The organism is Limnohabitans sp. (genome assembly GCF_040401495.1).
Taxonomy (GTDB): Bacteria; Pseudomonadota; Gammaproteobacteria; order Burkholderiales; family Burkholderiaceae_C; genus Limnohabitans.
The window spans coordinates 17,745-38,626 of the sequence record NZ_JBBAOI010000019.1; the positions used below are offsets into that span (position 1 = coordinate 17,745).

18 protein-coding genes are annotated in these 20,882 nt (G+C 46.3%); 1 reads left to right on the forward strand and 17 read right to left on the reverse strand.

What is annotated here, in order from left to right; genetic code table 11:
• Position 1: 1 nt before the first annotated feature.
• The 11 genes from AC9UEO_RS10825 to AC9UEO_RS10875 form a co-directional block, all read right to left on the reverse strand.
• Entirely contained in the window at positions 2-2,722 is a 2,721-nt protein-coding gene (locus AC9UEO_RS10825; RefSeq protein WP_509533123.1) for a DUF2169 domain-containing protein, read from the reverse strand.
• Between the two features lie 5 nt (positions 2,723-2,727).
• The gene (locus AC9UEO_RS10830; protein WP_509533126.1) at positions 2,728-4,929 is read right to left on the reverse strand and encodes a phage baseplate assembly protein V; all 2,202 of its coding nucleotides are present in this window, start codon (positions 4,927-4,929) and stop codon (positions 2,728-2,730) included.
• Positions 4,926-5,807 (reverse strand): type VI secretion system baseplate subunit TssG, encoded by an 882-nt coding sequence (locus AC9UEO_RS10835; RefSeq protein WP_509533129.1) that lies wholly within the window; start codon positions 5,805-5,807, stop codon positions 4,926-4,928. The genes AC9UEO_RS10830 and AC9UEO_RS10835 overlap by 4 nt, the downstream gene beginning before the upstream one ends.
• Entirely contained in the window at positions 5,804-7,591 is a 1,788-nt protein-coding gene (locus AC9UEO_RS10840) for a type VI secretion system baseplate subunit TssF (RefSeq protein WP_509533132.1), read from the reverse strand. The genes AC9UEO_RS10835 and AC9UEO_RS10840 overlap by 4 nt, the downstream gene beginning before the upstream one ends.
• Complete coding sequence (locus AC9UEO_RS10845; protein WP_509533135.1) at positions 7,588-8,040, reverse strand: GPW/gp25 family protein; 453 nt, start codon at positions 8,038-8,040, stop codon at positions 7,588-7,590. The genes AC9UEO_RS10840 and AC9UEO_RS10845 overlap by 4 nt, the downstream gene beginning before the upstream one ends.
• Complete coding sequence (locus AC9UEO_RS10850) at positions 8,037-9,017, reverse strand: hypothetical protein (RefSeq protein ID WP_509533138.1); 981 nt, start codon at positions 9,015-9,017, stop codon at positions 8,037-8,039. The genes AC9UEO_RS10845 and AC9UEO_RS10850 overlap by 4 nt, the downstream gene beginning before the upstream one ends.
• A gap of 76 nt (positions 9,018-9,093) precedes the next feature.
• Positions 9,094-9,585, reverse strand: a complete 492-nt coding sequence (locus AC9UEO_RS10855; protein ID WP_509533141.1) for an Hcp family type VI secretion system effector — start codon at positions 9,583-9,585, stop codon at positions 9,094-9,096.
• 83 nt (positions 9,586-9,668) lie between these two features.
• On the reverse strand, positions 9,669-11,165 hold the full coding sequence (gene tssC / locus AC9UEO_RS10860; RefSeq protein ID WP_509533144.1) for a type VI secretion system contractile sheath large subunit: 1,497 nt from the start codon (positions 11,163-11,165) through the stop codon (positions 9,669-9,671).
• Positions 11,166-11,183: 18 nt separating this feature from the next.
• Positions 11,184-11,699 (reverse strand): type VI secretion system contractile sheath small subunit, encoded by a 516-nt coding sequence (tssB, locus tag AC9UEO_RS10865; protein ID WP_509533187.1) that lies wholly within the window; start codon positions 11,697-11,699, stop codon positions 11,184-11,186.
• Between the two features lie 289 nt (positions 11,700-11,988).
• Positions 11,989-13,077, reverse strand: a complete 1,089-nt coding sequence (locus AC9UEO_RS10870) for a TRAP transporter substrate-binding protein (protein ID WP_509533146.1) — start codon at positions 13,075-13,077, stop codon at positions 11,989-11,991.
• A gap of 28 nt (positions 13,078-13,105) precedes the next feature.
• Positions 13,106-13,477 carry a hypothetical protein gene (locus AC9UEO_RS10875; RefSeq protein ID WP_509533149.1) on the reverse strand — a complete coding sequence of 124 codons (372 nt, stop codon included), beginning with the start codon at positions 13,475-13,477 and terminating at the stop codon, positions 13,106-13,108.
• A gap of 110 nt (positions 13,478-13,587) precedes the next feature.
• On the opposite strand from AC9UEO_RS10875, the gene AC9UEO_RS10880 reads away from it, so the two are divergent.
• On the forward strand, positions 13,588-14,259 hold the full coding sequence (locus AC9UEO_RS10880) for a nitroreductase (protein WP_509533152.1): 672 nt from the start codon (positions 13,588-13,590) through the stop codon (positions 14,257-14,259).
• Between the two features lie 2 nt (positions 14,260-14,261).
• Here AC9UEO_RS10880 and AC9UEO_RS10885 read toward each other — a convergent pair whose 3' ends face one another.
• The 6 genes from AC9UEO_RS10885 to AC9UEO_RS10910 all read right to left on the reverse strand — a co-directional run bounded on the left by AC9UEO_RS10885 (position 14,262) and on the right by AC9UEO_RS10910 (position 20,880).
• Positions 14,262-15,416, reverse strand: a complete 1,155-nt coding sequence (locus AC9UEO_RS10885) for a HupE/UreJ family protein (RefSeq protein WP_509533155.1) — start codon at positions 15,414-15,416, stop codon at positions 14,262-14,264.
• Entirely contained in the window at positions 15,413-16,132 is a 720-nt protein-coding gene (locus AC9UEO_RS10890) for a hypothetical protein (protein ID WP_509533158.1), read from the reverse strand. Before AC9UEO_RS10890 ends, AC9UEO_RS10885 begins: the two co-directional genes overlap by 4 nt.
• The gene (locus AC9UEO_RS10895) at positions 16,129-16,710 is read right to left on the reverse strand and encodes a hypothetical protein (RefSeq protein WP_509533161.1); all 582 of its coding nucleotides are present in this window, start codon (positions 16,708-16,710) and stop codon (positions 16,129-16,131) included. Before AC9UEO_RS10895 ends, AC9UEO_RS10890 begins: the two co-directional genes overlap by 4 nt.
• 61 nt (positions 16,711-16,771) lie before the next feature.
• Entirely contained in the window at positions 16,772-18,025 is a 1,254-nt protein-coding gene (locus tag AC9UEO_RS10900; protein WP_509533164.1) for an acetamidase/formamidase family protein, read from the reverse strand.
• A 138-nt stretch (positions 18,026-18,163) separates the two neighbouring features.
• Positions 18,164-18,631: a cyanophycin metabolism-associated DUF1854 family protein gene (locus AC9UEO_RS10905; protein WP_509533167.1), complete on the reverse strand. Its 468-nt coding sequence runs from the start codon at positions 18,629-18,631 to the stop codon at positions 18,164-18,166.
• On the reverse strand, positions 18,628-20,880 hold the full coding sequence (locus AC9UEO_RS10910; protein WP_509533170.1) for a cyanophycin metabolism-associated ABC transporter: 2,253 nt from the start codon (positions 20,878-20,880) through the stop codon (positions 18,628-18,630). The genes AC9UEO_RS10905 and AC9UEO_RS10910 overlap by 4 nt, the downstream gene beginning before the upstream one ends.
• Between the last annotated feature and the right edge of the window lie 2 nt (positions 20,881-20,882).

Sequence of the window (20,882 nt, forward strand, 5' to 3'; positions counted from 1 at the left end):
GTCATGGGGTTGTCAAGACTTCTTTGCGGGGATGGAACGTGCTGCCTGTGGTCACTGCCGAATCCAGACCAATTGCTTCATGGTTGTTTGTTTTACCTAACCAACAGTTTTCAATCTGGGATTTTTCAAATGAAGTGTTTTGCAAATTTCCATGCATGAACAAACTCATCGACAACTTTGCCTCATTGAATTTAGCACCAGTAAAATTAGTATGTACCCATTGAACCTGTTTGGCATAAGACTTGGAAAAATCAGCACCACTCAAATCGGCTTCACTCATATCCACACCATCAAGCTTGGCCTCTTGCCATTGGCTGTCGTTGAGTTTGGCACCTCTCAAACTCATCAAGCTCAATTGGGCTTGGGTCCATATTTTGGGCATTTGGCTGTTAACGAAATTGCATTTCTCTAGTTTGGATTTTTGCAAAGTGCTTTTATCTAATTGACAGCCAATCCAAGCAGTTCCGGATGCAATAATGCTGGTGAAATCTGATTGACCAAAGCCCATTTCATTGAAAACAGTTCTCTTGAGTTGCGCTTGATGCCAGTAGGTGTCAACACAACTGCCTTTGAGAATCACGGAAGAAAGCCATTGGCTGTTTTCAAAGCTTGACATATCCAACTCGCAATTAATGAATTGGGATTCATTGCAATTCATGCCGACGGCTTGTACATGTGTAAGTCGACATGCGGTGAATTTCACTTGGTGAAGCTTCAGCTCTTTCAACTGGCTACCTGTGAAATCGCACATGATGAAATGGCATTGATGTAATTCTGCTTTGTCAAGAACAGATTGACTTAAATCACAGTCAATCATGGTCATGCTCCGCCACTTCACGCCATTCAAGTCTCTGTTTTTTAAATCCAGTTTGAATCCTGTCGCGTTTGTTAATTCTGAGTTCGGTTTCCAAATATGAGTGGGAGCTTCATGAAGGGGCTGAGTTGGTTGTTGAAAACTTGGCATTTCAAAACTGGCTTGCCATTGTTCAATTTCCTCAATAGATGGCGTATTACTATCAAATGGGAGTGGCTTTGCCAAAGAGCCATAAGCCTTCATGAGCTCCAGCGTTGCCGTCAAACCATCCGGTTGTAGTTGGGAGGATTGTTTTTGAAGAAATTCATCTATTTTTTTCAATGCGTTTAAAGCTCTTTCTTTATCCGCTGGTGTTAAATGAGGGGATGGAGTTGCCAGTAGTTTGTTTAGTTCATTCAGTTGTTGCTTTATTTTTTCAGCGCTGATGTCGTCTAGGTGAGACTTTTTAAATGCAATTTCTTCTTTAAATGAATCCAATTTAGAAAAACTATCATTCAATTTACTTTTGGCATCTGCAAGTTCATGTTTTGTTTGCGCAAGTGCAGTTTTCAAAACTTCTTTATTGCTGTTAATTAATTTCTTAAATTGCTGGTTGAGTTCCGCAATATCTTGAGATGGTTGACTTACTATTTGGTTGGCCTCTAACTTATCAAGTTGTTCGTTTATTTTTTTTTGTATTTGTTCATGTACATGAGCATCTTTTGAATTTTTTGAATCCAATTGGTTTTTTTGATGTTCTAACTTATCCAGCGCATCCTGCCAATGCGCCTTCATGGCCTTGTTTTGTTTTTCAAAAACTGGATTATTTTTGAGTTTTTCAAGTGCTTTTTGCAGCGCCTCAAAATGTAATGTCCACCCTGGTGGCATTAACGTTTGATCGTCCAAGGAAGCCAAGGCATTTTCTGCGTCGCGCTGTGTCCGGATTTTCCATACCGCTTCGTAGTGATCCCTGTCGAATGCGGGTTGCGCCATGGACTCCATGCCCGTGATGATTCTTTCCACATCACTGCCGTCAAGGGTGTCCACATCGATGCAACCATGAAAAACCAAAACCATGGTCAATTGATTGGGGAAGAACCATACGGTAGATAACTGCATAGGAACAGATTGAAATACCTGCCCTTTCTTAGCTGCCCAAAGTGCACAGCGTAACCCTGGAAGTTTGCCTTGAATCAGGCTTTGATCAGGGTGCCAATGTTTGAGTTCATACGTTTCATTACCCTTCCAGTACACATTTAATTGCTGGTCTTTTGGCGCCAAGTTGAAATGTTGGCGATTGAAGTCTTGGGCATATCCAGGAAAATATTTTTTCAAATAATCTTCGTCATAGGTACCAATGTGTTTTTGTCGTAAAGGGTGTTGAATGTCTAGGGGCAAAACCCCTGCGACTTCATTGTGGCCTTGAGGCGACTTCCAAGGCGCATGTGGGTATTCAATACAAGGAACCTGCACTTTTTCATTTGCTTGTGCTGTTCCACAACCATGTAGGTTATCCAATATCTCAGGTCCACCCCAGGTATTGGCCCATGACATCTCAACCTGTGTGACAGGTAAAGCTTTGCTCAGTTTGTTGTTGTCATAGTTTCGTGGCCCATGCATTTGCAGTTTCTTTGTGAGTGAGCCTATTTGAACTTGTGCTTGCCATGATTCGCTTTCTTTATGATCTGGCGCATGGCTCTTACCGCACAGCAACCACTCTCCTTGGGGCTTAGGAAAACCAAGATCAATGCAAGCTTGAGAACCCAGCACTGGCAGTATGGTTTGCCAGACATCCACTTCAGCCAACACCACGTTTGTTTGCGCCATGGGAAAACCAATGGCACAGCCAAATGACAAAAATTGTTGTCCGCCTTCCATGAATGGATGTGGAATCAAGTTGATCCCCAAGGGTTTGGATACTTTGGCCATAGGCTTTAACACTGAATGGTAAAAGCAGACTGTTTGAATGTGACCCCACTCAATCCAATCGATACACCTATGGCAGAGACATCAACACCACCTAAAGTAGCAGAAATGCCATAACTTGAAAGTTGAGCCAGTCTTGCTGACAGAGCCATGCCAGTTAACTCGGTTGATACTCCGACCGCTGAATTCACATTTCCAGCAATGTTGTTTGCCATTCCAGTCAAGTCGAATGAAACAGTTGTTTGACTGCTCAATAATCCAGTAGCTGATTCAGAAAAAATGGTTGCAGTTTTTCTTAAAAATGCGACATCCCAATCGTTATACGATGAATTTGTCTGGATATTTTTGCCATTAATTTTTATCAAAGGTGCGTTAATTTGAACTTCTTTGATGCTATTGATATTGGTCAAATCATCTGAATCTATTCTGTGTTCCTTTACACCCCACTGGATTAATTTATTACCGGCATATACAAACATATCCACATTTGCTCGAGCACTAATATCCCCAGGCGTAGATAGTTTAATTCCCATACCAGCACTGTTCAAAGTTTTCAGCGCTTCATCCCATTCAGTGTTTGTAATTGGATATTTTTTTTTATCAAGGGCAACGTCGTTGTCGACTTCTGTTCGTAAGGCTATTAAATTGGGTGGCTCATTTTTATTAAATGAGCCTATTCCCACCCATTTTTTTTGAGTATTTTGTTGGGGGGCTCCGTCGGTCGTGCTATCTTCTATATTCCAAGGTGTAGAGTATTCTTGCGTGCTATACAAGCAACCTAAAACCACAGGTGAATTGGCGTCTCCATGAATGAAAGAGACGATCACTTCTTGCCCAACATGTGGAATCGCCAGAAAACCTGCACTTTCGCCTGCCCATGGTGTCATCATTCGCAACCAAATACCGTCGAAGTTAGTCTGCTCATCATCATTTCTATCTCCACCAGGCCAATTGATACGAACCTTGACTCGTGCAAATTTATCGGTGTGAACCTGGCGTTTTTGTCCATCATCATCAAGAACTTCTGAATAGCCTGGCTTTGCTGTCGCGTCCAAAACTCTGGCATACAGCAGTCCAGGCAGTTGAGGGCGGGGAACTGGGGTTGGTGTGAATTTCGAATCTTTGATTTGTGCTTTGCTTGACACGCGAAGAATATAGTCCCCGTTATTGGTGACGGTGAATTCCTTGCTCGTCTTGGTCACAGCAATATGCAATCCACTGCTAGTAAAATTTGATGTGAGGTAACAATTGCCTGGTGCGATAGCCAGTAATTCCGATTCGAATAAAAATTGACTCTCACTGGAAGCATCTCTTATGAGTTCAATTTTGCTTTGCCCAATATCTGTTGTTTTATATTTCTCATCTGGCAATATGTCAACGATACGTTGTTTTGATTCATCATTTCTAACACTTACTGTCAGATTAGAAAATTCAGGTGGTTGCAAGGTTGAGTTGGCAATGATATTTTGCACACCTCGTTGATAAAGGGTGCTGACGTCATAAACGCCTTCTCTTGCCCCTTCAGACCCTCCGGAAGTCGTGCGGTTAAGTTCTAAGGCACCTACACTGAACTCAGCCAGACGCTTATACAACGTCATTTTTGTCTGTAAGAATGTGGTATTCCCAGAGCCTGGCGATCCTGGCAAAGCTGTCAGATTGAAAATGAGGTTGTCCTCTGCCATTATCCTAGCTAAAAATTCCGCATCAGATTCCCCATATTGCACTTCCCAAGCACGCGTTGGCGGTGGATTATTATTAAGCATCGTGTCGTCAAGTTCTACCCCTAAAGCTTTAAATAGTTCTTCAGCTATTTCCTTACTGTTTAGGCCTTGAAAAACCCGGTAGTTGCGTTTGTAATAAAGAGAGTTTTCTTGAATCGGCCAATGGGTCATCTTCAAAATAATCTTATTGAATTCAGTATTATCGGAATTCTTCAAACCTGTGAGATATTCAAGCGACTGGATCACGCCAGTGATAAGGTATTCATACTCAGTCCGATTGATTGTTTGTTTTGCAACCAATACACCTTGTTTTCCTATCCATAGAAGCGGATTAAGCGCATCATTCGTAGTGGTAGAAACTTTAAGTTCAATGTGATATTCTGGAATTTGGTTGACAGCTTCAATACATCGAGCCATGGTAACCTTGATATTGGGGTCAATAGAATAAATGTCGGGGGCTACACAAAAATCAATACTTTGAACTTTCATGACGTGAACTCCTCAATGCTTTCTAGGCAATAGTTGGTTGGGATGTGACAGATGAATGAGCGTCCGAGCTTCATGTGACCCAATCGGGCAGTTTGCAAAGGCTTGACAGGCTCAATATGTATTTCAGATTGCTTGTGTGGAATGCAAGTCTGAATCAATGCGTGTAGTTTGTGACGCAAAAGACTTTGCGGATCTCTCCAATTCTCAAAATCCTGCGCATCCCGCGGTTGGATGGAGATTTTGATTTTGCGTGAAGCACAGTGGTAGACCAACAGGTTTTGCCCTATTAACTCCTGACCAAGTCGATGCCGCCCCAGTACAAAAGGGGTTTCATTCTTCACTTGTTGAACAGGTACTTGCGTGATATTCAAATCAACTTTTAAACGTTTCTGCACCAGCAAAGGCAGCATGTTGGGTTGCGGTTTGCTCCACGCCAAATGGGGTAACTGCTCTACCGATGGGCCACTTAAGTCCTTTAAAAAAGACTTGAAACCATTGATTCGATTTTGTGTATCGCACTCAGGACGATTTGAAGCCCAAGCGCGGTAGTGCAAATGCGCCAAACGTTGAATCAAGCCGTCAATGAACTGCAGCAAATACTTGCCATCCGAGGAGTGCAGAATTCTTTCTGTGAATAACTCTGGTAGTGGGCCCGCAGGTCCAAACAAGCCAAAATCATTCCAAATCAATTCAGGAATTTCTGATTGCGATCGGTTGAGCACCAAAGCACGTGGTTCACATCCAAATCCAATTTGTTGACGCAAATGAATGGGCCAAGAATTCAAACGCTCGCCAATTTGAATGCCCTTTTCGTGTTCGAAATTTCGCAGCCATGCATGAGTGGCATGGTTGGCGATATAGGTATGTGTCTCGCTCATCTCCATAACCGACAGACTGGAAATTTCTTTTCCTTGCTCACCATTTGCAATTCAAGAAAAGACTCGGTATAGAGCTGTTTGCATAAGGTATGGGTGAGCACTTGTTCCCATAGTGAAAGCTGGGGGTGATTGGCCGTTAACTCATCTATGCCGACTTCAACCAACCACCCTTGTGCATGCAATGTGACTCCGATATGCGGCGCACGGCGCACGGCTAAACCCACTTTGAATGATTCCACACCTTTGGCCCAAGTCTGTGCATTGCATTGTTCAAGCCATTCTTTGAACAATTCCAGAGATTTAATGGGTGAGAGTTGTGCCAGTTTATCGATACGAAAGCTCAAGACTTTCAATGGCGGTAAGACTGGATGTGCGTTGGTTTGAACGAGCTCTCCAACCCCGCGAACATTGAACACTGGAACAGAAGTTTCTATACGCCAGTTTTTAGCATCATGGGGACGTAGTTGTTTGTTGATTTTTTGGCTGGTCCAAGCATTGACGGTTAAGATTTCATTTGTGTTTTGGATATTTAAATGCGGTGAAATGCGCCATTCTGTCTCTTGCTTGACTTGACTTGACTGCTTGTCTGTTGCCCAACGCGGTAGTTGTCTCAAGCTGTATTGACCGGCACCGACGACCGTATCATTCAATCCGTCAGACAAGGGTCTTAACTGCTGCCATCCGTGCCCTGGTCGCATGTGATGAACTGATTCGATGGCAATCAATTCGCGTTCAGGTGATATTTTGTTGTTGGTTTTTAGCGAGTAATCGCTCTGCATAGGCGTTAATGCAATAGGCTCACACTGCAAATGCGATAAGTTGACAGCAGGCGCACAAAAAATGCGCATGGCATCTTCGGACCATTGATTAGGAAATTGGGGATCATCTTTCATAAACCACCAGAGCTCAATACTGTCTTCCTGGTAATCTTGCAAGCTCTTTGCCAAATGTGCCAGTTCTGCATAGGCAAAGCGTTCAGGCCAATAAATCCATTCCCGCAACAAGCGCAGAGAACTGGGCAACACACATTCTGTTGGCAATATGGCATCTTCATCACCAAACCCAGTGGGCTTCAAACGAGTTGGGTGGTGAATTGCCTTGAGATGCATACTGGGAGAGACCAACAAAAGCGACATGGCCTCTTGTGTCAAAGACCGCCACAACAACGCGCCTTCATCAGAAGCTTTGAAATAAATTTTCAGGGCATCAGGTACACAGTTTTTGACAGCTTGTCCTGAAAACCCTGTCAGACTGATTCGCAGTAAACGGCAGCTAGCCAAGTCAGCCTGCTCGCCCATTTGCCTTGCGCTTTGCATCAACTTCATCACCACGCCAGGATTCGCTGGCTGGAGGATATCCAGTTTCAGAGGTGCTAACTCGACAGGCATGGTGGTTCGAAATTGAAGATCTTGTTGATTTTCAATGGCGTACCGCAGCCCTAAGCCTCTTGGAAGTACCACGCGGCTACTTGCCTTGAGCGTGGATAGAGGTTGAAATTCAACCATACTTGCTGGAGGTAAGGGGCATATTAAATCTGGCATGAGGACGGAAAATAAATCGTTTTGCAAACGTGTTTGTTCGTTGTCCAATCTGAGGGATGTCTTGGCAGTCAAAAATGCAACGCCTTCAAGAAGCCTCTCGACAAAAGGGTCTGTTGCCGTGCTGGAGTCCAGCGACAGCGCTTTGCCAAGACGTGGGTGCGCTTTTCCAAATTCCGCACCCACCTCGCGTAAAAATTGCAGCTCTAGCCTGTATGCCTTGATAAGTTCGTGGTGCATAGTCATTGAGCTATTGAAATCAAGGGTGTAGTCGCCTGTATCTTGGCAACGCCGTAGTGCGGGTCAATATGAATAAACCAGTCGATCTCTTTATCGTTAGATAGGTTCAAATCATTGGTTTTTCGCAACATTCCGTGTATTTCGATCTTGTATATGCCTAGAGAAGAGATGAACTTAGGATCTGCCAGCACATGCAGTGTTTTTTCATCTATTCGTGGTTCAAAAAGTAACAAGGCTTGTTTGATTTGTGAGGCTAATTCGTTGATGAATTGGGGCGTCATGGGTTTTCCAACCCAACTGGGAAGACCATAATTCAACAAAGACGAACCCTGCGAATTGCTCCACGGTTGCGAACTGCGGGTATGGTTAAGCAAGTCTTCAATGTCCCAAGCCAATGCCGCGATGGGATCTTGCTTTTGATCAGCATCCAGAAAGTGATGAAGCAAAGACATCATTTGTTTTTCACCAATCCGGCAAGTACTTCAAATTGGTGGACAGACTCAGGCATCAATTCATTCACCAAGGACAGAAAATCAACATTCATCATTCGTTGACTGCGGCGGATGAGGTAGGGCGCTGGATGCGTGGGTTCATGCAATTCAAACCAATTACAAAGTTGACCCATCAAATCAATCACATCGGCTCTTTTCCAATGCGCCCATGAATTGACAATTTGATTGTTCTCTGCAGCATCATTGTTTGCTGTTTCAACCTGCAAAGAAGGTACATTGTTTGAACCCACCAGGGTACTGCTCAGTCGTGTGGCGCCAATTTGAATCAGAACATCTTCGAGTTTTTGCAGCCATTTGTAAACTTTGTCAAGCTTTAAGGTCAAACTCGTTTCGTTGTGCTTGCTCACCCAATGACCTAAGGCTTTCAAACGCTCGTGGGCCACGCCTATTTGATTTAAAACAGAGTTCTGCTGCTTCAACCATTTTTGCAAGGATTCGATGTCAGAGTTTGAAGCGTCCGAAACTTTGTCAGGTATTGAAAAATTAAGTAAATCTGAAATTCTGCAGTTGAATTGTTGGTTCAACATGGAATGCCTAAGCTCAAACAAATGGCTGTCACTGAAAAAATAGCTCAGATTGATCGTCAGTTGTTGTTTTTGTTCTGAGGAAAACAACGTATTGGATACATCGGTGTGCAGTGTGATCAATTCATCCCATTGGGCTAGGATGTCAAATGCCGTTAACAAGTCTCCCAGCACCAATTCGCTGCGGTAGAGCAGTATTTGTAATCGGATGTCATGATGATCTGTTTGCCACTGCTGACAAAAATTTCGAATCTTGCTCCAGGCTTGTTCTTGACCGCTGTCTTGTTTTCCACCCAACACATCCCTGTCACTTTCGCTGTCAGCCAAAAACTGAAGTGACTGATACTCGACAGAGTTATCTAAGCGAGGGTCAATGAGGGGGAGTGTTATTGTCATGATCAAGAAAAACTGGTTTCAAATGATCACAAACAAGCAGAAATGCTTGTTTGTGATCAACACGCGAAGACGTGAATCAAGTCTTTGCGTTTTTCTTTAGGTCATAGCCTGCTGTGGTCGTGGCTCCGACTGATCCATCTGCACCTTGCTCTGAGTAGTTCAAAACAATCTTTTCAAAGTTGAACGAGATGGTATTGAGGGGCGTGATTTGTTCTCCAGTGGCATCACTTTCTGTGATGAACGAAGAAACCAAAACCTTTTCGAAATCGATGGTCAGGTATGTTTGCTGTCCACCACCGGCTTTACGACAAATCAGTTGGGCTGAAGCAATGTGTTGGCCAGTGGCACATGCGACAAACAGTTTGGGTGAAGCTTTGTTGAAGTCCATCTTGAACTTGAAATCCTCCATTTGAACTTTGCCCGCACCGCCACCGCCATTGGCGCTGAACGAACCTACGTTCTTTTCGCTCCAAGACCAGCTTTGAATTTGAATGAGGCCTTTGAGTTTGTCGTCGGTAGACTCACCTTCGACGCCTTCGATTTTTAGCCAATAGTCAACTGATGACATTTTGATATCTCCATGAAAAAATCAGTACAAATTAATCCCCTGTACTGGATAGGGATGGGGTCGAACGACAAACAGATAACAAATTAGTTGGCGTTGTTGGCAAGGCTGGGAATTTTCCCAACCAAGCGCAGTGAGACGGTCAAACCTTCGAGTTGGTAATGCGGACGAAGGTAGAAGGTGGTGTTGTAGTACCCGGGTTCACCTGGGATTTCATTGACAATCACTTCCGCAGCAGCCAATGGGCGTCTGGCTTTGACTTCATCAGAAGAGATGGTTGGATCGCCATCAACATAGCGCATGATCCAGTCGTTCAACCAGCGCTGTATGTCTGCGCGGGATTTGAAGGTGCCGACTTTGTCTCTGGCAATGCACTTGAGTGAGTGGGCAAAGCGTGAAATGGCAAATACATAGGGCAAGCGGGTGGACAACTCGGAGTTTTCATTCGCGTCAGCGTCTTCATACTCTTTGGGTGAATGGATGGTTCTCGCGCCAATGAATGCAGCGATGTCGCTGTTCTTGCGATAGACCAAGGGCATGAACCCCACTTTGGCCAGTTCGGCTTCACGACGGTCTGAAATTGTGGTTTCAGTCGGCGTTCCGAAAATGTTCATGTTTTGATCATTGACATAGCGCAGCGTGGGTAAGCCTTGAACTGCGCCACCCGATTCGATGCCCCTGATTTTTGAACACCAGCCGTATTTCTCAAACGCACGGTTGATATTCACACCCATGGCAAATGCAGAATTGCTCCACAAAACATCTTTGGCACCGTGCTTGAGATTCTCTTCAAATGCGAAGGCTTCAATGCGTTCGCCTTGATCGCCATAAGGCGCTCTACTGGCAAATCGTGGCAAAGTCAGGGCTATGTAACGAGAGTCTGAGGACTCTCGCAAACTGCGCCAAGCAACGTAATCGGGGGTATTGAAGATGCTAGACAAATCACGCGGGTTTGACAGCTCTGTCCAACTGGTCATTTGCATTATTTTGGGATTGCCAGCGGCAATGAAGGGACAGTGGGCACTGGCGGCTACTTTGGATATGCCAGACAAGAGCTCCACATCATTTCGTGAATTGTCGAATTCATAGTCACCAATCATGCAACCAAAGGGTTCACCACCAAACTGCCCAAACTCGTCTTCATAAACGCGCTTGAAAAGTGGGCTTTGATCCCAAGCAGAACCACGAAAATTTTTCAGATTGCTGGCCAATTCTTTTTTGCCAACATTCATGAATTTTATTTTTAAGCGCTGAGACGTATTGGTATTGGTCACCAAGTAATTGAGCCCTTGCCAGCTGCCCTCGAGTTTTTGAAAACTTTCGGTATGAATGATTTCATTGAGCTGATCTGAGAGCATTCGGTCCAAATCGGCGATCAGTGTTTGGATAGTTTGCACAGCATCGTCAGTGATGATGCGTTCGTTTTGCAATGCATGCTCAGCCAGAACACGCACAGCATCGCTCACGGTGTGACGCATAAGTTCGGTGCTTGGCTTAAACTCCTTTTCAAGCATGTCATCCAGAATTTCCACTGTGGGCTGAATGGTCATGCGCTTGGGGGTCGTGAAGACGGTAGTTTTCATGTTGAAAGTCCTTTGTGCTTAATTGGAGGAGTCTTTGGTTTTTTCTTTTTTGCCTTTTTTATCTATTTGTGCAAGCAAAGGACGGTCTTGAACGATCCGACTCACCAGTTCTTCAGCGCCTGCTTTACCGTCCATATAAGTGAGGAGCGCTGAAAGCTTTTCTCTGGCTTCCAACAAACGATTCAGCGAAGGAACTTGACGGGCTATGTTGTCTGGACGGAAGTCTTCCATCTTTTCAAAGCGCAAGGGCATGTCAATTTGTCCCTCGTCTGTTAAATGGTTTTTGACTCGTAAATGAAGTTGGGGAGAGATTTCTTTCATTCGTTGGTCAAAATTTGCTTGATTTATTTCAGTGAATTCGCGCTCAGCAATGATGGGCAAATCACCGACGTTATCCCCACTCAAGTCACTCAAGACGCCCATTACAAAGGGAAGTTCGACCTGCTTTGTTTGGCCATTGACTTCGACGTCGTACTCAATTTGCACGCGAGGCGCACGGTTGGTTTTTAAATTTCGTTGACTGTTAGATTCCATGAATTGACCCCCTTGGTATTTGAAAATATGAGTGAATTTGTGAAAAGTATAGTTATTTAAGGAACTATTTATATATATTTTTAACAAAAAAATACTATTTTTGATGTTTTTTAGTGGATTAAGACACGTAAATCTATTAAATATACTTCTTAAGTACTTGTTTTATAAGTAAAAAAATATAAATCTATTCTTTATTACACATGTGTGTAAATGCAACAAAGCAATCTCAGGCGCAGATGCTGAGCGAGGGTATGACCTTCAATGCCGCTGTAAACAGGCGAGTACTAACTTAGGTTTTTCGTATGCTCGCCATGAAAGAGTCGAAGGGCATTTCGCAAAACTGCGACCACAACACATGCTCGTCTCGGAACTTGACCCATGGCGTGTAGATTTTTTTAAACGCAGGGTTGGTGTCGTTGAGTTCAGTGTAGAACTCGTTGGCTGCTTTGTAGCAAGCATTCAGCAATTCGGGTGAGAAGCGCCGCAGTTGTGCGCCCCCCGAGATCAGCCTGCGCAGCGCGGCAGGGTTGCTGATGTCGTATTTGGCGGTAGACCATTGGTTGGCTTCGGCGGATGCTACCCGCAAGGCTGCTTTGTAGTCAGCTGGCAAGGCATCAAAGGCTTTTTGGTTGATAAACAGCGACAGGGTGGCTGAGCCCTCCCACCAACCAGGGTAGTAATAGTATTTGGCCACTTTGTGTAAGCTCAGATGCTCATCGTCTGCGGGGCCTACAAACTCCGCTGCATCAATGACACCTTTTTCTAACGCTGCATAAAGGTCGCCGGGGGCTAATTGCTGAGGAACCACTCCCAACTTGGTCAGTACTTTGCCAGCCAAGCCACCCACGCGAAATTTCAGTCCTTTGAAATCAGCCGCGGTTTTGATTTCTTTGCGGTACCAACCCGCCATTTGTGCGCCAGTATTGCCAACGGGCATATTGATCACGCCATAGTTGCTGTAGAACTCATTGAGAAGCTCGATGCCGCCACCAACATACAGCCAAGCATTTTGACCACGAGTATTTAATCCAAACGGAAGTGCCGTGCCGAAGCCAAAAGCAGGGTCCTTGCCTATGTAGAAATAACTGGCGCTGTGACCGGCTTCAACGGTACCGTTTTGTACGCCATCGAGCACTTGAAGGGGGGGAAGTAACTCGCCCGCAGCATGCAAGCTGATTTTGAATTTTCCATCTGTCAACTCTGCCACGCGTTTGGTCATCATGTCCACGGCGCCGTAAATGGTATCTAAGGACTTGGGGTAGCTAGAAGCCAAACGCCAGCGAATTTCGGGTTTGGAAGATTGCGCCCGTGCTGGTGCACTGATGGCAGTAACGCCAGCGCCTAAGGCTGTGGTGGAGAGAAAGTTTCTGCGTTGCATGGTTAATCCTTCAAATGTTGACTAGGTATTAGCTGGCGATATCGAGTTTTTCTTTGGCTATTTCGTAGTGGGGATCGTTACTGTCCAGTGCCCAACCAGAGGTGAGCATACGGTTCATGTATTGCCGGTTGTAGAGAAAAGGAAAAATCAACTGCGACAGTCCAAACGATACAAAGGTGATGATTAGATGCAAGATGCCAATGCCTAGCTCGCCACGTATCACGGGCACAAACCAGCCAAACAACAAATATGTCCAGCTAAACCCCACATAACCATTTTTACCAATGCCGGAGACAGAGTGGATGATGCGCACCTTTTTTTGCAGACCGATCAGTAACGCACCAAGAATCAGCGGGGACAAAACAATCAGCACCAACACCCATATCCAAAAGGTATCCATTGAATTTCCTTGTTTCTGTTACGGCGTGGCAAAGTATGATCATAGAAGATACTTTCATCCGAGGATGAGGTGATTTTCAAATACATTGACGGCTTGAAAGTGATTGCTTTATGGAATTTACAGAACTCATCAAAGAGCGCAAAAGTATTCGTGGATATCAGCAAAAACCTGTTCCCCGTGAATTGATTGCTGAAATCATCGAGGTGGCCAAGTGGGCACCTTCAAGCATGAACACCCAGCCTTGGTATGTTCATGTGGTGACGGGCGAACCCTTGGACCGAATCCGCCAAGGCAACTCGGACAATATGATGAACGGCGTGCCGCCCAAGCGTGACTTCCCTATGAAAGAAGAGTACGAGGGCATTCACCGTAGGCGTCAAGTTGATATCGCTATTCAGTTGTTTGAAGCGATGGGCATTGAGCGCGACGATAAAGTGCGTCGCACCGATTGGGTTATGCGCGGATTCAGACAGTTTGATGCACCCGTTTCTTTGGTGCTGACTTATGACAAATATTTGGAGCCTGCAGCTATCAGTCAATTTGACTTAGGAGCGTTGTCACATGCAATTGTGCTGGCGGCTTGGGAGCGCGGTTTAGGTTGCGTCATTAACGGGCAGGGCATCATGCAATCTAAAGTGGTGCGTGAGCATGCAGGTATTGCGGACGATCAAAACATCATGATCTGCATTGCCATGGGCTACCCCGACGAAAGCTTTGTGGCCAACACCGTCAAGTCGGTGCGCGAAGAGAGTGAGAAGTTTGTTCGTTATGTGGGGTTTTGAATCTAACCAAACAAACGTTGTCCCAGCCAGATGATGGCGATGACCAAGACCCCGCCGCTACCCCAGCGCATCACTTGTAGCCTGCTTTCATTGTGTCTTGCCAACAAGATTACTGGTACGGCGACCAACACCACCGCTGACAGCTGACCCAGCTCGACGCCCAGATTGAAAGCGAACAGGGTTTCAAGAAAATACATGCTGGAGAGGCCCAGTTCCTTCAAACCATTGGCGAAACCCATACCGTGAATCAGTCCAAATACAAAGGCCAGTTTCCAATGGCTGAAGGAAAAGCGATTTTGCAAATTCAATGCTGCTGACACCATGATGGACAGCGCAATTACTGATTCAATGAAGCGATCTGGCAGACTGATCCAACCAAATACAGAGCAGGCCAATGTGATGGAGTGCGCCACAGTAAATGCAGTAATGACTTTGAGAGCAAATTTCCATGCTGCTGTTTTGTCAGATGCACTGTTTATGTCAGCAGGCTTGACCAGCATCAAGCCTGGCAGCAGCAAGGTCAATAAAAAAAGCAAGTGATCCAAGCCTTCCCAAATATGCTTAGCGCCTTCCTTGGTGAACAAACCAATTGTTGCCCAGCGTTTTTGTTCACCCAATACAAAGCGTTGAATGGCGTTGGATTGATCGAACACCGAGGAAACTTCCTCGTCGCGCAGCGTCATTTTGAAAAAAGCCCGACCAAGCATGTCGTTTTGCGTGAAGAATTGGTAGCGCACCACCACAAACTTGGCATCTGCGCTCAGTGTGTCGGCACTGAAGCGTTGTCTTACGTACAGACCATCATTGTGTAAAACCACCGACTGCGTCATGAATTCCAAGGGTATTTCTTGTTCATCAATGGCGATGGACAAAGATTGTTGAATAGCTTGGGTGATAGGGACTTGCAAGGCTGCCAATTTTTCAGGTGCAGGCGGTGGATCACTGGGTTGCCCCGGTGCTTGCAACAAGTTGCCCAGATCGCGAACAATGAAATCGAGTTCCACCAATAATTTACCATCGGCTTCTCGCAATGTCAGATAACTGTTGCCGGTTTGATGCGAAAGTGCTGCGCCCGACCACATGAGCAAGCATAAAAACGCTGTGCCTATCAACATCGGAAGACGACAAATTCCGTTACGTATCAATTGAACGTTCATAGACCTGCGCTCAAGGCCTCAAGCGTCATGGGTTTAAGGCTTTGGGGGTAATCGCGGCTCAACTCTGCCAATTGCACTTTGAATTTTTTCATCCCTTCATCTTTGCCAATAAGTTGTTGTTGTATGGCTTGAAGGTAATGAATGGCCAAAATAAATTTCACTTCTTCCTGATTGATGTTCTTATCTTTGACTTTTAGCAGTCTTTCGCCAACATCCAGCAGTTCACTTAACTCCTGCTTAGATTGGGATATAGGAGCCAATGGGTTGTCCGTAAAACTGTCGTAGAAATGGTTTTTCAACAACAAATAGCGAGCATGATCGGCAAATACTGCTTTCCCATCGAGCTTGATCGCGTCTCGGTAATAGTGAAGTTGCGACATGTACAAACCGATTTTGGGGGACATCTCCAATTTGAAACCAGCGCGGGCAAGTTCTGTCAGCAGCAGATTGGATTCAAGCCCTTTGACAGCACCATGACTGATGATGTCTTGGTTGAACAAGTCTCGGATTTCTTCCAAGCTTGCACCGATTTGGTACAGCGTTTTGGCTTTGATGGGCACCGAGGGATTGGCCGACAAGACTTGGCTGCCCTCTTGCAGTTTCAACAAATAATTTTTTCGAGCCTCAGTGGTGATGGACTCATGGGCCCAGCAGCTTATGCACAACACAAGCCCAAAACCCACTATGACTGTACGCATACCCCAAAGCGTTTTCATTTTTCTTCAGAAGCAGGAGGCGGTGGGGTGAGTTTCTCGCCTCGGTAATGGGCTTGCGCACCCGCATGAACTGCCATGCCGAAGCGACCTTTGTCAGGGTTGACCAGTTGCAGTTTATCGCTTGAATCCATCAAGGCGGTTGTCACCAGATAGCCATGGTAGAGCGGCAGATCTGGCCGAGTCACCAGAAGGTATTTACCGTTGTCGACCAAAATTTCGAGTTGCAAGGGGGCGTATTCTTCAAAAGGTGGCTCACCTGTGAACATCAGTCGTGCATGCTGGTAAGACAAGACGGCCAATTTGACTTGGTCGGTTTTCAGCAGGCTGGCCATGCGGGTCATGTCATGGGTACGACTGATCATGGCGCGACTCAGGGGCAGGTTTTCACGAAGTGTTGCCACCCACACATCCCCTGTTTCGTCACCCGTGTAGTCGGCATGAGAAGTCAGGATCACCATGTTTCGCTTGCGAAACACATCCCAGAATCGGTAAGGGGTGTGCGCCATGGCGCTTTGAATGGGCAGCAAGACAGCAGAGGAGGCCAAAGCCCAAAGAGAGAGAAACGAACGTCTTTGCATTTTGTAAATATCCAAAAAAAAGAGCGAGGTTGACTCGCTCTTTTCGGTTAGCAAGAGGCAATTACTTTTTGCCGAAGATTTCCATCGGGCAGATGGTGGTCACGGCGTAGTTTGGCACATCCACCACGTTGCTGATACGCAGGTCGCAAGCGACACTGGCAATTACCAAGGCTTGTTCTTTGCTCAGACCTTTGGTGGCCATCAACCAGTCGATCATGGTGATCAATGAGTTGCGTGCTGCCAAAGTGACGTCATTGGACAAGTTGGTCAAAGGCTTGATCTTTTCGCTGTCCAAGTAAGCCCATTGTGGGGGTACTTCTCCAGCTTTCTTGAATGGGTAACCGACCACAGCGTGGAAGCTGTCAGGCTCCAATTTTTTGATCTGTGAGCCGCCTTCAAACATGGGTTGCTTGATCAAAGAAGCCATGCCTTTGCGGATTTCAGTGCTGACAGTCACGATTGCGCCCATTTCAATGGCTGTGCCTGCAACTTCGCCATCGCCTTGCGCATAGTGCACGTCACCGATGAAGAAGCCGCAACCGTCGATGAAGCAAGGCAGTAAAAGGGTGGTTCCTTCGACCATTTGCTTGACGTCCATATTGCCGCCGTTTTCACGTGGAGGGACAGTGCGCAGGCATTTGTCTTTGTGGCTTCCGTTAGGTCCACAAATATTTGCGGGACGTGCGTTAATGGGTTGGGGGGGCAGAGCCACACCACCAGCAGCGCCCAACTGGCTTTCACGTGCTAACCATTTTTCGATCTCTTCTTCACCGGGCATGACACCAACCGAGCCCATGAAGCCGTTCATAGGAATATGAACACCAGGCAATTGAGCTGAAACAGCTTCACGGCGGTTCAACTTCCAGTTGGCTACATAAGGATCTGGGAACATGTCTGGCAAAAAGCCAAAGCCAGGAATCAGGGTGGTGTAGCCGTATTCGTTGGGGTTGATATCAATCAGTTTGATTGCCAACACATCGCCGCGTTTTGCACCTTCGATGTAGATGGGGCCCGTCATGGGGTGAATCAAATTGGTGTCAATCGCTGTCACATCCTTGGCCAAGGAGTTGATATTCAGGTTGGCGTCTAAGGCGTCACGTGTGTGAACCACGATCAGGTCGCCAGGCTTGGCACGCGCCACTGGTTTGATGGCGGGGTGATAGCGGTTAAAGCAATTAGGATCTTGCTCGCAATGGCCGCCGCTTTTTTTGACTTCTACAATGGTTTGCGTTTTAACATCTGTTGTATCAGCAAAGGCATTGCCCATTAGCAATCCCAAAACCAACCAACCCAACGCGGGTTTTTTGTAAAACATGGTGATCCTTTTAGAGGTTTGTAAAAACTGTTGTTAGCTAGGTAACTTTCAGATGTTCTTTGATTTTTTTGAAAAATTGAACTTTGTCAATTTAAAGCCAATAAAAACCAAGGGGTATTTAAAAAAAACGCTTGAAAATCAAAGGAATCTGTCAAGAAGCTTTCGGCTAGCAGCATTAAGTGAAGGTAAATCACGTATCAAAAATTGCACACCGTGGGCATCTGCCACGATCAGTGTCTGGGTGCTGACGCGGCGAATATCTTCTTCGCCTTTGAGAGTGAATTCACATTTGCCGCGGTTGGTTTGTACTGTCCAAACCGATGGCGTTGCAAATGAACTGACACGTTCAACGCTTAAAATTTCAGGCATGAACTCACGTGCTTGCAAGGCGCCAACCACTGCCTCACGAACCTTTTGGTTTAGCTCAGAAAGATGTTCTATCCAGCATAACTCGTGACCTTCATGGTCTATCACAGAGATCGCCTCGTCAGGCGCACGAATGGGAAAAGCTCGAACCACCGTCACACTGTTGTAGACCGAGCCGTCAGCGAGGGTGGCTTGCCACAGTCCGCGTTGGTCTTTGATCAAGTGACTCAGTTGGCTCATGTGCGTACCTCGCGGGAGTCGCTGACAGAAACCAGTCCCTGCTCGGCTTCTGCGCGTCTGGCTTGTGCTTCATACAGACGCCAATAAGCCCCTTGTCTGTCCAGCAACTCTTGGTGTTGACCTTGCTCCACCAATTGCCCATGCTCCATTACAACCAAGCGATCGGCGCGACGCAAGGTAGAGAGTCTGTGGGCAATGGCAATAGTGGTTCTGCCGCGCACCAAGTTGTCTAAGGCTTTTTGAATTTCTTGCTCAGTTTCGGTATCTACAGAGGAGGTGGCCTCGTCCATGATCAGGATGCGGGGGTCAATCAACAGCGCTCTGGCAATTGATATTCGTTGGCGTTCACCACCAGACAAGGCCTGACCACGTTCACCTACTAAAGAGTCGTAGCCTTGGGGTAAGCGCAATATGAACTCATGTGCATGGGCGGCCCGAGCTGCGGCCACAATTTCGCTGCGACTGGCTTGAGGCTTGCCATAGGCAATGTTGTCGGCAATCGTGCCAAAAAATAAAAACGGTTCTTGCAACACCAAACCAATGTGCTGTCGGTAGTCGCTGACGCGTAAATCACGAATGTCTGTACCGTCAATACGAATCGCACCTTCGCTGACATCGTAGAAGCGGCAAATCAGATTCACCATGGTGCTTTTGCCAGAACCACTTTGACCGACCAAGCCAATCATTTCCCCAGGTGCGATATCCAAACTCAAGCCGCGAATCACGGCGCGGTTGCCATAGCGAAAACCGATGTCTTCAATTTGAATGCGCCCTTGAATTTTGGGCATGGGTTGTGGGTTGACAGGCTCGGGGACACTGGAGACGTGATCTAAGATTTCAAAAATCCGCTTGGTACCGGCGATGGCTTTTTGGGTGTGAGACACAATGCGACTCATGGAGTCTAGGCGAGCATAAAAACGGCTGCTGTAGGCCAAAAAAGCGCTGAGCACACCCACTGTCACTTGATGGTTAGCTACTTGCCAAATACCAAAAGCCCACACTACCAACAGCCCAACTTCAGTTACCAAAGTGACGGTCGGCGAAAACAGCGACCATAAAAAATTCACCCTGTCGTTGACGGCTAAATTGTGTTTGTTGGCAGAGCGAAAACGTGAGGCCTCACGTTTTTCTTGGGCAAATGCTTTAACCACGCGAATACCTGGAATAGTGTCAGCCAATACATTGGTCAACTCAGACCAAACACGGTCGATTTTTTCAAAGCCAGTGCGCAGTCTGTCGCGTACATTTTGTATTAACCAACCAATAAAAGGCAGAGGCAGCAAGGTGGCGCAGGCCAACCATGGATCGATGCTGAACAAAATAACAGCGGTCATTAAAATCATCAGCACATCGGTTGCAAAATCTAAAAAATGCACAGATAAAAAGATGCATAAACGATCTGTCTCACTGCCAATTCGGGTCATCAAATCGCCGGTTCTTCGCCCACCAAAATACTCCAGCGACAGTCGTAACAGGTGTTCGTAGGCGGTTGAGCGTAAATCAGCACCGATGCGTTCTGACGCCAGTGCCAGAACATAGGTTTTGTACCAACCTAAGCCCCATGCAACAAGAGACGCACCCAGCAAACCTGATAAGTAAAGCGTGACCAATTCAATATCGATTTGCTGCCCATTTTGAAAAGGAATCAGCACATCGTCCATCAAGGGCATGGTCAAGTAGGGCGGAACCAAGGTGGCGGCGGTAGACGCCAAGGTCAACACAAAGCCCAAGAATAACTGTCCTTTATAGGGCTGTGCAAACCGCCACAAGCGCAGCAAACCCCAGTTACCTTGCAAAGGTGGCGGTGCGTCTTTCAGCACAGCGTCAGCTTGTTGCTGCGAACTTCTTTGGCTATCAAGTGGTGATGATAGGTTTAGTCGAGCAGCGAATGCTTCGGCAAAAGCCTGTGCTTGCTCATTTCGCCCCAATGTGAAGCGCCATGTCCCCATGCTGTGGGTGAGAGTGTGTAACTCCAAAGTGCCGACACCTGCATAGTCTTTCAAAGACAGTAGCAAGTCCGGCGTCAGCGCCCATTCACGCACCTGCCATTGGGATTGCCCGTCGGGCTCTAGGGTAACTAGCCTGTCAGCACATAGCAGTAGCAAGGACTTTGCGAAATATAATCGGGCATCGAGGTCAACCTCTAAACACCCTAGCACGTTGGTGAGTGCGGGAATCTTTTCTTGCACCCTAGCCCGCCAATCTTGTGACAAGCCATTCACCCCCTGTTGGAATCTGTAGTCGGTCATTC

What these genes read in the sequence shown, in the direction of transcription:
- AC9UEO_RS10830 (WP_509533126.1), bottom strand. Translation starts at nt 4,929, where the DNA reads ATGAAAGTTCAAAGTATTGATTTTTGTGTAGCCCCCGACATTTATTCT.
- AC9UEO_RS10825 (WP_509533123.1), bottom strand. Translation starts at nt 2,722, where the DNA reads ATGGCCAAAGTATCCAAACCCTTGGGGATCAACTTGATTCCACATCCA.
- AC9UEO_RS10845 (WP_509533135.1), bottom strand. Translation starts at nt 8,040, where the DNA reads ATGATGTCTTTGCTTCATCACTTTCTGGATGCTGATCAAAAGCAAGAT.
- AC9UEO_RS10875 (WP_509533149.1), bottom strand. Translation starts at nt 13,477, where the DNA reads ATGGATACCTTTTGGATATGGGTGTTGGTGCTGATTGTTTTGTCCCCG.
- AC9UEO_RS10900 (WP_509533164.1), bottom strand. Translation starts at nt 18,025, where the DNA reads ATGTTTTACAAAAAACCCGCGTTGGGTTGGTTGGTTTTGGGATTGCTA.
- AC9UEO_RS10870 (WP_509533146.1), bottom strand. Translation starts at nt 13,077, where the DNA reads ATGCAACGCAGAAACTTTCTCTCCACCACAGCCTTAGGCGCTGGCGTT.
- tssB (WP_509533187.1), bottom strand. Translation starts at nt 11,699, where the DNA reads ATGGAATCTAACAGTCAACGAAATTTAAAAACCAACCGTGCGCCTCGC.
- AC9UEO_RS10850 (WP_509533138.1), bottom strand. Translation starts at nt 9,017, where the DNA reads ATGACAATAACACTCCCCCTCATTGACCCTCGCTTAGATAACTCTGTC.
- AC9UEO_RS10905 (WP_509533167.1), bottom strand. Translation starts at nt 18,631, where the DNA reads ATGAGCCAACTGAGTCACTTGATCAAAGACCAACGCGGACTGTGGCAA.
- AC9UEO_RS10880 (WP_509533152.1), top strand. Translation starts at nt 13,588, where the DNA reads ATGGAATTTACAGAACTCATCAAAGAGCGCAAAAGTATTCGTGGATAT.
- AC9UEO_RS10895 (WP_509533161.1), bottom strand. Translation starts at nt 16,710, where the DNA reads ATGCAAAGACGTTCGTTTCTCTCTCTTTGGGCTTTGGCCTCCTCTGCT.
- AC9UEO_RS10890 (WP_509533158.1), bottom strand. Translation starts at nt 16,132, where the DNA reads ATGAAAACGCTTTGGGGTATGCGTACAGTCATAGTGGGTTTTGGGCTT.
- tssC (WP_509533144.1), bottom strand. Translation starts at nt 11,165, where the DNA reads ATGAAAACTACCGTCTTCACGACCCCCAAGCGCATGACCATTCAGCCC.
- AC9UEO_RS10840 (WP_509533132.1), bottom strand. Translation starts at nt 7,591, where the DNA reads ATGACTATGCACCACGAACTTATCAAGGCATACAGGCTAGAGCTGCAA.
- AC9UEO_RS10910 (WP_509533170.1), bottom strand. Translation starts at nt 20,880, where the DNA reads ATGACCGACTACAGATTCCAACAGGGGGTGAATGGCTTGTCACAAGAT.
- AC9UEO_RS10835 (WP_509533129.1), bottom strand. Translation starts at nt 5,807, where the DNA reads ATGAGCGAGACACATACCTATATCGCCAACCATGCCACTCATGCATGG.
- AC9UEO_RS10885 (WP_509533155.1), bottom strand. Translation starts at nt 15,416, where the DNA reads ATGAACGTTCAATTGATACGTAACGGAATTTGTCGTCTTCCGATGTTG.
- AC9UEO_RS10855 (WP_509533141.1), bottom strand. Translation starts at nt 9,585, where the DNA reads ATGTCATCAGTTGACTATTGGCTAAAAATCGAAGGCGTCGAAGGTGAG.